At 38.6% G+C, this 11557-nt stretch carries 10 protein-coding genes and 1 rRNA gene; 10 read left to right on the top strand and 1 reads right to left on the bottom strand.

Features of this window, described 5'->3' with window-relative positions; translation table 11 throughout:
• The first annotated feature begins 56 nt into the window (after positions 1-56).
• The 8 genes from rrf (at position 57) to hisC (ending at position 7860) form a co-directional block, all read left to right on the top strand.
• Positions 57-171: ribosomal RNA gene (gene rrf, locus E0409_RS14140) — 5S ribosomal RNA — on the top strand.
• Positions 172-748: 577 nt separating this feature from the next.
• Entirely contained in the window at positions 749-2203 is a 1455-nt protein-coding gene (locus tag E0409_RS14135; protein ID WP_131291853.1) for an RNA polymerase factor sigma-54, read from the top strand.
• Between the two features lie 172 nt (positions 2204-2375).
• Entirely contained in the window at positions 2376-2708 is a 333-nt protein-coding gene (gene hpf, locus E0409_RS14130) for a ribosome hibernation-promoting factor, HPF/YfiA family (protein WP_131291851.1), read from the top strand.
• A gap of 138 nt (positions 2709-2846) precedes the next feature.
• Positions 2847-3098 (top strand): BolA family iron metabolism protein IbaG, encoded by a 252-nt coding sequence (gene ibaG / locus E0409_RS14125; RefSeq protein WP_004650949.1) that lies wholly within the window; start codon positions 2847-2849, stop codon positions 3096-3098.
• A gap of 6 nt (positions 3099-3104) precedes the next feature.
• On the top strand, positions 3105-4361 hold the full coding sequence (gene murA / locus E0409_RS14120; RefSeq protein WP_131291849.1) for a UDP-N-acetylglucosamine 1-carboxyvinyltransferase: 1257 nt from the start codon (positions 3105-3107) through the stop codon (positions 4359-4361).
• Entirely contained in the window at positions 4361-5056 is a 696-nt protein-coding gene (hisG, locus tag E0409_RS14115) for an ATP phosphoribosyltransferase (protein WP_086194235.1), read from the top strand. The genes murA and hisG overlap by 1 nt, the downstream gene beginning before the upstream one ends.
• A 196-nt stretch (positions 5057-5252) precedes the next feature.
• Entirely contained in the window at positions 5253-6554 is a 1302-nt protein-coding gene (hisD, locus tag E0409_RS14110; RefSeq protein WP_131291859.1) for a histidinol dehydrogenase, read from the top strand.
• A 214-nt stretch (positions 6555-6768) separates the two neighbouring features.
• Positions 6769-7860 carry a histidinol-phosphate transaminase gene (gene hisC / locus E0409_RS14105; RefSeq protein WP_131291847.1) on the top strand — a complete coding sequence of 364 codons (1092 nt, stop codon included), beginning with the start codon at positions 6769-6771 and terminating at the stop codon, positions 7858-7860.
• Positions 7861-7927: 67 nt separating this feature from the next.
• On the opposite strand, the gene pabB is transcribed toward hisC, so the two are convergent.
• On the bottom strand, positions 7928-9280 hold the full coding sequence (gene pabB, locus E0409_RS14100; protein ID WP_131291845.1) for an aminodeoxychorismate synthase component I: 1353 nt from the start codon (positions 9278-9280) through the stop codon (positions 7928-7930).
• A 257-nt stretch (positions 9281-9537) separates the two neighbouring features.
• On the opposite strand from pabB, the gene filA reads away from it, so the two are divergent.
• Entirely contained in the window at positions 9538-10488 is a 951-nt protein-coding gene (gene filA, locus E0409_RS14095; protein ID WP_131291843.1) for a putative pilus system protein FilA, read from the top strand.
• Between the two features lie 193 nt (positions 10489-10681).
• Complete coding sequence (gene filB, locus E0409_RS14090) at positions 10682-11521, top strand: putative pilus system C39 family peptidase FilB (RefSeq protein ID WP_131291841.1); 840 nt, start codon at positions 10682-10684, stop codon at positions 11519-11521.
• Positions 11522-11557: the final 36 nt, after the last annotated feature.

The raw sequence follows: 11557 nt of genomic DNA, 5'->3' as shown, positions 1-11557 counted from the left end.
ATTTGGAAAAACCTTAGCACAAACGTAAGCCTAAGCGAGTATCCATAAACAGTTGTGCTGGCGACAATAGCAAGAGTGAACCACCTGATCCCTTCCCGAACTCAGAAGTGAAACCTCTTTGCGCTGATGGTAGTGTGGGGTTACCCATGTGAGAGTAAGTCATCGCCAGCTCATTAATTCTAAAATCCCCCTCATCATAGATGAGGGGGATTTTTTTATGTGCGGAAAATAAATTAAAAAAGAAATAAGTAAAAAGATTATTATAAAAATGATAATGGAGATTTGTTATGAGATTAATATTTGTTTTTTTTAATGCTATTTTTTAGAAGCTTGGTTTTACACAGTCCAACCTGAAGATAAAAAAATAATCTTCCTAAAATTTTTAAAGCTTAAATCTACAAATACATTTGTTTATTTTTTGTATTGTATAGAAATCAAAAAATAGCCAGAAAATTAGATATAATCATCCTCAATTTATCTTATTTTTATTAGGAAACTACATTTTTTGACAAATTTATTTCAAATTTTTAAAATATTTTATAGATCCTTAATCTAAATAAAAAAATAGTAAATTTTATTTTTTTTATATTTAAACAAATGAATTAATTTAAAATTTATGAAAAATTAAGCTAAATAAAAAATTAAATTAGGCTCGTTGATTGTATGAATTTTGATTTATCTGTGTTATAAAATTTAAAAGCGGCATAAAAATTGCTTATAAGTCGCAGAATTATGAGGAACTTTAAGAATGAAGTTATCGGTTGGATTAAGAGTTGCGAACTCCTTGTCGTTGACACCGCAGTTGCAGCAGGCCATTCGTTTGCTTCAATTATCTAGTTTAGAGCTTGAGCAAGAAATTCAAATTCAACTCGATAGTAATCCTTTATTAGAAAAAATAGAAGAACAGTCGAATATTGAAAGTCTATCGTCTTTGGAAGAGCAAGAACGTGACAATAAAGACCTTACCAATGAATTAAATGCCAATACTTTGCCGGATGATTTACCCGTGGATACCGATTGGGATGATGTTTATACGCATCAGCCAACCAGTTTAGGTACACCTGAATATGAAGAGCGTGAAGATAATCGTCAAGGTCATTTAGGCTTAAAAGAGCATATGCTTGAACAGATTAATTTATTGCATTTTTCACAAGTCGATAAACTGATTGCGCATTGTATTGTTGACTCTTTGGATGAAAAAGGCTTTTTGGATGCAGACATTACAGAAATAACCACCACCGTTAAGCATTTATTAGAATCTATGGATTACGACGATGAAGTCGAAGATGACGAAGTGGTTGCAGTTTTAAAACATATTCAGCATCTTGATCCTCCTGGTGTGGCATCACGCAATTTAGCTGAATGTTTATTGGTGCAATTAGAAAGTTTACCTGAGCAAACAGCCTATCGTCGTGAAGCAATAACGTTATTGAATCATTATGAGTTACTGATTTCCAATGAATTACCAAAACTGGTTAAACAAACAGGTTTAAATCCAGATCAATTAAAGTGCGCAGTTGATCTGTTAAAAACGTTAAAGGCCTATCCGGGAATGGAGTTTGAGGAAAAAGATTCGGACTATCAAATTCCAGATGTGGTGGTGATGAAAAAAAATGACCATTGGCAGGTGCAGTTAAATCCGGATGTTATGCCTAAATTACGGATCAATTCTTTTTATGCCAATATGATTAAACGTGCTGATCAAAGCAATGATAATCAATATTTGCGCAATCAAATGTTAGATGCAAAAAACTTTATTAAAAGTGTCGATGAGCGCCATAAAACCTTATTAAAAGTCGCAAGCTGTATTGTTGAACATCAGAAGATGTTTTTAGAAGTGGGTGCAGAAGGAATGCGACCTTTGGTGCTACGTGACATTGCCGAAGAGGTAGAATTACATGAGTCTACGGTTTCGCGTGTAACCACCAATAAATTTATGCTCACACCACGCGGTTTATTTGAGTTGAAATATTTCTTCTCCAGTCATGTGGCAACAACTTCTGGTGGCGAAGCATCTTCTATTGCAATTCGAGCCAAAATTAAAAAGTTAGTGTCTGAAGAAAATCCGCGCAAACCCTTATCAGACAATATCATTGCGAATTTATTGAAAGAAGACGGGATTGATGTAGCCCGTCGAACGGTTGCTAAATATCGAGAGTCGTTACATATTCCGTCATCTTCTGAACGAAAAGTCTTGATCTAAATTTTAAAGTGTGGCTATTCTAGAGATTCATTATGACAACATAATGAATCTCTTTTTACTTAAGGAATAGTCGAAATGATTTAATGTTAAATCTGCAGGATTGTATTTTTGCTGTCATTAGGTCGGCTTGGCTATTCTTTTCTAATCCTAAAAGAAGGTGAGGGATAGAACTATGCAAATAACAATTCGTGGTCACCATTTAACCATTACCCCTGCAATTGAAGAAAATATTCGCCTTAGATTTTCGCAAATGATAAAAAATTTAGATCAAGTAAATAGTATGCAGGTCAAACTTTCAAAAGATCATCAAATAGATAAACATTCTAAAAAGGGCAGTGACAATCATATTGCTGAAGCGATTATTCGTTTACCCGGCATAGAGATGTTTGCTCAAGCCAGTGCCGATGATATGTATACTTCAATTAAAAAATTAACAGAAAAGTTAAAAAGACAATTACATAAACATCGGAAAATGCAGATAGAGTATCCACCTGTGCTTGCATAGTTTGATTTTTCAACAAAAAGAGGTTTTTTAAAGACCTCTTTTTTTATGTATAAAATGTTATGCGTTAATGATTTATTTTTCATATTTATAGTAAAATGGCAGGTTTTTACACCGTTGGTCCTATAAGAGGTCTTTGTGATGAATAGTGAACAGCTCACTGAAATTTTAAAAGCTGCTTTTCCAGAGGCTGAAGTTGCAGTTAGTGGGCAAGGCGGTAAGTTTGATCTTCGAATCGTCGATGAACAATTCGAAGGCAAGCGCCCAGTCGCACGTCAACAAACGGTTTATGCTCCGTTAAATTCATATATTGCCAGCGGTGAAGTACACGCGGTAACTATTCGTGCAATGACCAAAGAAGAATGGCGTAAAGCAAGCTTATTCGGAGCTTAGAACTAAATGGATAAATTTTTAATTCAGGGCGGTGTTAAGCTCGAAGGTGAAGTGCGTATTTCTGGTGCGAAAAACGCAGCATTGCCTTTACTTGCAGCGATGATTCTTGCGGATTCCCCGATCACATTAACCAATGTGCCTAACCTTAAAGACGTGAATACGCTAGTGAAATTGATTGCTGGTCTGGGTATTCAAATGTCTTATGAAGGCGACACGGTTAAAGCTGATACTTCTACATTGAACAATCAGTTTGCACCTTATGAGCTTGTAAAAACCATGCGTGCTTCAATTTTGGTGCTTGGTCCATTACTTGCGCGCTATGGTAGTGCACAAGTATCGCTTCCAGGTGGTTGTGCCATTGGTTCACGTCCTGTCGATCAACACTTAAAAGCATTAGAGGCTTTGGGTGCTGAAATTGAAGTTGAAAATGGTTATGTGCATGCCAAAGTTGATGGTCGTCTAAAAGGTGGCGAAGTCATCTTTGATATGGTGACTGTGGGTGGTACGGAAAATATTCTCATGGCTGCAGTTTTAGCTGATGGTGTGACCACGATTCGTAATGCTGCGCGTGAACCAGAAATTACCGATCTTGCACAAATGCTCATTAAAATGGGTGCAAAAATTGAAGGTCTGGATACGGATACCTTGGTTGTAACGGGTGTTGAAAGCTTGCATGGCTGTGAATATGCTGTGGTTGCTGACCGTATTGAAACAGGTTCGTACTTGGCTGCTGCTGCCATTACTGGCGGTAAAATCAAAACTACACATACCAATCCATCATTGCTCGAATCTGTTTTAGACAAGTTTGAAGAAATGGGTGCAGAAGTAACCCGTGGTGATGACTGGATTGAGCTCGACATGATGGGTAAACGTCCGAAAGCAGTCAGCTTCCAAACGTTGCCACATCCAGAATTTCCAACAGATATGCAAGCGCAGATTATGGCGGTCAATGCCATAGGTCGTGGTTTTGCCACTATTTCTGAAACGATTTTTGAAAACCGTTTTATGCATGTTCCTGAATTGGCCCGTATGGGAGCCAATATTCAGGTAGAAGGTAATGATGCTGTTGTGACCGGTGTGGACAAGCTTTCTGCAGCACCCGTGATGGCAACCGATTTACGCGCTTCATTCTCTTTGGTTCTTGCGGCTTTAGCAGCAGACGGGGAAACATTGATTGACCGTATTTATCATATTGACCGCGGTTATGAAGATATTGAAGCAAAGTTACAGGGTTTAGGTGCCCAAATTAAGCGAGTAAGTTAATGAGTGATATGAGAAACGATGATCCAAACTTTGACGTAATGGGCAATTTTGATCATGGTTTGACTTTAGCATTAAGCAAAGGACGTATCTTAAAAGAAACTTTACCATTGCTTGAAACAGCAGGAATTAACTTGCTGGAAGATCCAGATAAATCACGTAAGTTGATTTTCCCCACGACACATAAGCAGGTACGTATTTTAATTTTACGTGCTTCCGATGTTCCGACTTATGTGGAAAATGGAGCAGCTGATTTAGGTGTTGCAGGTAAAGATGTGCTGATGGAACATGGCGCACAGAATGTGTATGAACCGCTCGATTTAAAAATTGCCAATTGTAAATTAATGACAGCAGGCAAGGTCGGTATGGAGCGTCCGAAAGGCCGTTTAAAAATTGCGACCAAATATGTGAACTTAACCCGTCAATATTATGCGAGCTTAGGTGAACAGGTTGATGTGATTAAACTTTACGGTTCGATGGAACTTGCACCATTGGTCGGTTTAGGGGATTACATTGTCGACGTAGTCGATACCGGTAATACACTGCGTGCCAATGGTCTTGAACCGCTTGAGGAAATTTGCAAAGTTTCTTCTCGCTTGATTGTGAATAAGGCCAGCTTCAAACGTAAGCAAACTTTATTGAACCCGATTCTTGCACAGCTTGAAAAAGCCGTTGAGGAACGCGAAAGCAAAAAATAAGCATCTCTGTATGTAAATTTGAAAAACCGTCATCCTATGGCGGTTTTTTTTATGCCTAAGAAAAAACTGTAAACATTCAGTGTTTTCATCAATCCTAGCGAAAGTTAATTTCAATAAAACTAATACTGATACCGTATTATAGCTACCGACAAAGCGCATGAAAACAGGTAAACTAAAGCCTTCGAATTCAAACCTGATGGGTAAATTGATGCGACGTTTATCGACCCAAGATCAAAGCTTTAAGCAAGCCTTTGCAGACTTGTTGGCTTTTGAGACTGTGAATGATCCTGAACTTTTAAAAACCGTAGACCAAATCATTACTGATGTGCGTCAATATGGTGATGCTCATGTTCTTAAACTCACTCAACAGTTCGATCGACATCCGGCGCATCAGTTTTCAGATCTTGAACTTACTCAAGAACAATTAAAAGCAGCTTTCGAAGGTTTGGATAATGACGTTCGTGAAGCTTTAGAATTGGCTGCAAATCGAATTCGTGAATTCCACCAAGCGCAAAAGCAGGATGGCTGGACTTATGTGGATGCTTTGGGCAATACGCTCGGGCAAAAAATCACACCGCTTGATCGTGTCGGGATTTATGTGCCAGGTGGCTTAGCTTCTTATCCGTCTTCAGTGTTGATGAATGCTGTACCTGCTCATGTTGCGGGTGTGGCTGAAATTATTATGGTGGTTCCTGCACCCAATGGTGAATTGAATCCATTGGTACTTGCTGCTGCGTATCTAGCAGGTGTGACTCGTGTATTTACCATTGGTGGCGCACAAGCGGTAGCAGCTTTGGCATATGGTACAGAAACTGTTCCGGGTGTAGATAAAATTACCGGTCCAGGGAATCGCTTTGTTGCTGCTGCCAAACGTGCTGTGTTCGGTCAAGTTGGTATCGACATGATTGCAGGTCCTTCTGAAATTTTGGTTTATGCCGAAGGCGAAAATAACGCGAAATGGTTGGCGATGGATCTATTGTCTCAAGCTGAGCATGATACTGTGGCTCAAGCTGTGTTCATTACACCAGATGAACAGCTTCTAAATGAAGTTGAGCAAGCGATTGAAGATCATCTAGCTGAATTGCCTAAAGCTGATATTGCACGTACCTCTATTGCTAATCGTGGTGCTCTGGTTTTGGTGAAAGACCGTCAAGAAGCCATTGATTTAATTAATCAAGTTGCGCCAGAACATTTAGAGCTTTGCTTGGATGATGCTGAAGCAATGGCCGAAGATATTCGCCATGCCGGTGCAATCTTTATGGGGCGTTATACCCCAGAAGCGATTGGTGATTATTGTGCAGGCCCAAACCATGTATTGCCAACCTCAGGCACAGCGCGCTTTTCATCACCGCTTGGTGTCTATGATTTCCAAAAGCGTTCAAGCTTGATCATGTGCTCACAGAAAGGTGTGAAGACTTTAGCGAAAACAGCCGATGTTTTAGCGCAACAAGAAAACTTGGATGCCCATGCGAGATCAGCAAGATATCGTTATCAGTAATGAATTATTGGCTAGATGAAAAAATCTAGTTTTTAAAACTATAAACCTCTCCTTAACCCTCTCCTGAAAGGAGAGGAAAACTCATGTGATAAGAATGTTTGATATCCGGATTCAATCGTTCATAAGATGGAGATTCCTCCCCTGAACGAGCTTTAAGCACTGCTTTAAAGCGAAGTGCAAGAGAGGTTAGGAGAGGGAAATAAGAGAAAACAAAATGTCGAATATTACGAATGAACAAATGCGTTTTTGGAGTCCTGAAGTACGTGAATTAGAACCCTACGTACCCGGTGAGCAACCCAAAATCCAAAACCTACTTAAGCTGAATACCAATGAAAACCCGTATCCACCTTCTCCAAAAGTGGTCGATGCGGTGCAAGCGGTATTAGAAAATTCAGCCGATGTATTACGTTTATATCCAGATCCAGATGCTTCTGCATTAAAGCAAGCCATAGCCGCGCAACAAAATGTTGCTGCAAGCAATATCTTTGTCGGAAATGGTTCAGATGAAGTGCTAGCACATATTTTTAAAGCCTTTTTTGTGCAAGAACAGCCATTACTTTATCCGGATATTACCTACAGTTTCTATCCTGTTTATAGTCAATTTTTTGGGGTGAAAACCAAAGTTTTGCCACTTAATGATGACTTTGAAATTGTGGTAGATGACTATAAACAAGCCAATGGCGGCATCATTATCACCAATCCGAATGCGCCCACCAGTATTGCATTAGGATTAGCTGCAATTGAAGAAGTACTGCAATCAAATCCTGATTCAGTTGTGGTCATTGATGAAGCTTATGTTGATTTTGGTGCGGAATCTGCGGTCAGCTTAGTGGAAAAATACGAAAATTTAGTGGTGTGCCAAACTACCTCTAAGTCACGTTCACTTGCTGGTTTACGGGTGGGTTTTGCCATTGCTCAACCACATTTAATTGCCGCACTGGAAGCTGTGAAAAATAGCTTTAACTCTTATCCAATGGATCGTTTTGCGATTGCAGCTGCAGTAGCTTCATTTGAAGATCAAGCTTACTTTGAAGCACAATGCCAAAAAGTGATTGATAGCCGTGAAAAGTTGGTTACTGATTTAGAAGCTATTGGTTTTAAGGTTTTACCCTCGAAAGCTAACTTCATTTTTGCATCACTACCCAGTAAAGATGCAAGCGAATTGGCAACGGAACTACGTGAACGTGGCATTATAGTTCGCTATTTCAATAAACCGCGAATTAATCAATTTTTACGTATTACGATTGGTACTGATGAGCAAAACCAGCGATTAGTGGATACTTTGAAAAACGATATTTTGGCGTGATTTAAATCCCTCCGAGCCTCCCTTTAAAAAGGAGGGTTAGGGTGAAATTGATAAGAAAAAAGCGAATTTAAGATTCGCTTTTTTCTTTTGGTTTGTACCAGGTATTGAGTAAATCAAGCATGGCAGAAACTTTATCAAAACATTCCTGATATTCTGCATCACAATCTGAGGCAATGGTGATTCCACCCCCTGCCCATAGAGATACTTCATCTTGATATTTTTGAATAGAACGAATCAAAATATTCCAAGAACCTGTACCATCAAAATTAAAATAGCCCATCGATCCACAATAAGCACCACGTGGTGCACCTTCAAGTTCATCAATAATTTGCATCGCGCGAATTTTTGGCGCACCCGTAATCGAACCTCCGGGCAGTGCAGACATTAAAACATCAAAGGAATTGATCTCTTCTTTTAATGTTGCAGTGACTTCGCTCACCATGTGATGAACCTGATTAAAAGATTCAATTTCAAAAAGTTGCGGTGTTTTTACCGAACCTGTCTCAGCATAAACACTTAAATCATTGCGCAGTAAATCAACAATCATCACATTTTCTGCCTGATCCTTTTTAGAATGAATCAGGTCTTGTTTGGATTGTTCATCTTGTTTCGGGTCAGCATAACGGGGCATTGTGCCTTTAATGGGACGAGTGACAATTTTCCGATTTGCTTCAAAATTAATAAACAATTCAGGTGAACAGCTTAATAGTTCAAAGTCATCGATTTTTAAATAGCCTGAATAAGGAGCATTGGTGAGTTTCCAGAATTCTTCAGCCGTAGTTAATAAAGAACCTTGTGCTTCTGCTGTAAATTCTTGAGTCAGATTAATTTGATAGCAATCACCGGCTTTAATATAGTCTTGAACTTTCTTAAAGGCAGTTACATATTCATTTTTATTCCAGCGCGCGCGACAAGGTTGAGTAAGTGAAAAACAGGGCGGTTTTTTGTATTGTATTGCATCCTGAATAACTTGAAAAATATTTTCACACTCATCTTCATCACTAAAAAAAGTCCAACCTTGAGGGGTGAGTTTGAGATAACTACGATAAATGCCCAAAAATAAGGCAGGTTGATTTTTTTGTTGAATCGAAACCTGTTGTTGGGCTGCATGGTCATAGCTGACAAAGCCAATCAATCCACCGTTAAAATCAGCAGGATGTTTTTGAATAGTCTGATTAAAAAAATGATTTAAATTAATAGATTGTGATTTTTCTTGATATTGATCCAGTGAAATTCGTTTGAAATTTTGAGTGACTTGACCTTGTTTAAGCATATATTCAGATGCACAGAAAGCGATCACAGGTTGGTTTACATTTTTTAAGTAAGCTAAATGAGTGAGATGCGATAAAGCAGACAATATTTGAGCTGTGTTAAGCCATTGTTCAGTCAACAGTTTTTGAAAAATAACCGGATTATTCATACGATGTTAAATTATAAAAGGCTATACATAGATCGCCTATTCTATAACAATATTTATGTAGAAAAACTGTAAATACCGTTTATCGGTAACATATGGATTGCGACCAACAGCAGTTGAACAAAAAATGACACACATATAACTTTAGTAGGGCAAACAGGCTGCTCAAGGAAAGACTCCATTGTTGTCCAAAAACAAAAAACAACATGGAATATCGAGTGGTTGACAATCAAAAAAATAATACTCTTGGGAGAGTACGAATGAAAAAATTTACTAAACTTGCTTTAGTTTCTTCATTGGCAATTAGTGCAAATGCGATGGCAATGCAAGCAATGGACGATGCTTCATTGGGTGCTACAACTGGTCAAGATGGTATTAACATCGGGATTGGTATTTCTAAAATCGAAATCGAAAAACTATTTATTCACGATAATGACGGTTTAGCTGATGCTGCTTTAGGTGGTACTGGTGAAGCAGGTGCTATTTATATCAAAGCGAATGGTACTGGTGCTACTACAACTAAAGGTATTGTGATTGGCGCAAATTACGACAACGGTGGTGCTTACTTACTGTCTTCACGTAACTTAGCTGATTTGCAAATTGACTCTGATGCAAACGGTGGCAATCCATTCATTAATATTGCCGCACAAGTATCTGGTTTAGATATCAATATCGGTGAAATTGGCGTTGTATCATCTGCTGATGCACCTGCAGCAAATGCAGCAACAATCCGTCGTGGTGGTACGGGTCAAGAGAACGCTATCTTAACTGGTCTTTCAGTAAAAACTGGTCCAATGGCTGCAAATATTCAATTGGGTGCTGCACCACAAGGCGCAATGATTAAATTGAATGCAACTATGATCGGTGGTTTAACCATTACTGATTTGGGTATCTTGGATAACTCAACCAAAACTGCAACACGTGCAGCGGGTGTGATCCACCTTGACAAAATTCAAGTGGCAGATGCGAATAGCCGTAACTTAGTATTGAACCAAAGCATCAGTGTAATTGGTGAAGAAGATAACGATAAAGGGTATGTACGTATCGTGAGCACAAGCGGTGCACACGATAACTACATCCAAGGTATCCATTTGGGTAGCAAAACTGCTGCTTCTATTGGCGATATGGAAGTTCAAGGTATGCAAACTTACTTCAGCCCGGCTCAGGGGCAATATGTTCCGGGTGCGATTATCACAATTCGCGGTCACTAAGTTTTTGCTTGAAAAAGCGCGTGTTTACACGCGCTTTTTTTTACATAAATATTGTTGAATTTTTCAAAAAAATAAAAAAAATACTGTTTTTTTTTCGAAAAAAAGGTATCTTGCTAAAACAGGGAAGTAGAGTTTCTACTCTAAAATAATGAAAAATGGCACGTCATGCCGATAACTAGAAAAGTTAGATAATATGTTAGAGATCGCATTAGGCTCGGCATTGATGTATTACTTTGCCACAGAAGCTTTTGATATAAAGAAGAAACCAGCCGAGGCTGTGTACTATACCGAGACTTTAGACTCTCGTAATGATTCTTTCACCCGTATGCACCGCGAAACCGTACAGGTTAAACCGGCAATCGTCGATCAATTTCGTGGCATTGTTCACCAAGCCTATGACTATAGTTGTGGTTCTGCTGCGTTAACCACCCTATTAAATGGTTATACCAATCTCAATGCGACTTTAACCGAACAACAGGTTATGGATGGTCTGATGAAATTTGGTGAGACCGACAAAATTATTGAGCGCCGTAGCTTTTCACTGCTGGATATGAAGCGTTTTGTCAGCGCAATTGGCTTTGAAAGTGGTGGCTATCGCGGGGAATTTAGTGACTTGGTGAAGCAAGGGCAACCTGCCATTGTGCCAATTTCCTATGCTGGCTTTAAACATTTTGTAGTGTTTAAAGCGTATAAAAATGGCCGCGTCTATGTCGCAGACCCTGCATTGGGGAATATTAGTTTCGATGAAGTACGTTTTAAAGAAATTTGGGAAAATAACACCTTATTCTTAATTAATGTTGCACCAGAAAACCGTAAAAAATTATTGGCTTTACAAGATTCGGATATGCGTCATGTAGAAGATGCAACCGTGAATCGTTATGCCTTGGTAAACATGCAATACCCGCAATTTTATATGGACAAAATTGCCGATAAAGCATCTACGATTCGACTTGATAAAAATATGAATGAAGAATCAGATTCTTATGGGGACTTAAATTATAATTTCTTGCGTCTTTATTATAAAAATAAATAACGTTTAAGAAAGATTGAGCTTTAAAAAAAAATAAAA

Origin of the sequence: Acinetobacter sp. ANC 4862 (assembly GCF_004336635.1) — a bacterium.
In the GTDB taxonomy this organism is placed as follows: Bacteria; Pseudomonadota; Gammaproteobacteria; order Pseudomonadales; family Moraxellaceae; genus Acinetobacter.
Note: the sequence above shows the minus strand (reverse complement) of the source record. Positions and strands in the feature narration are given on the sequence as shown.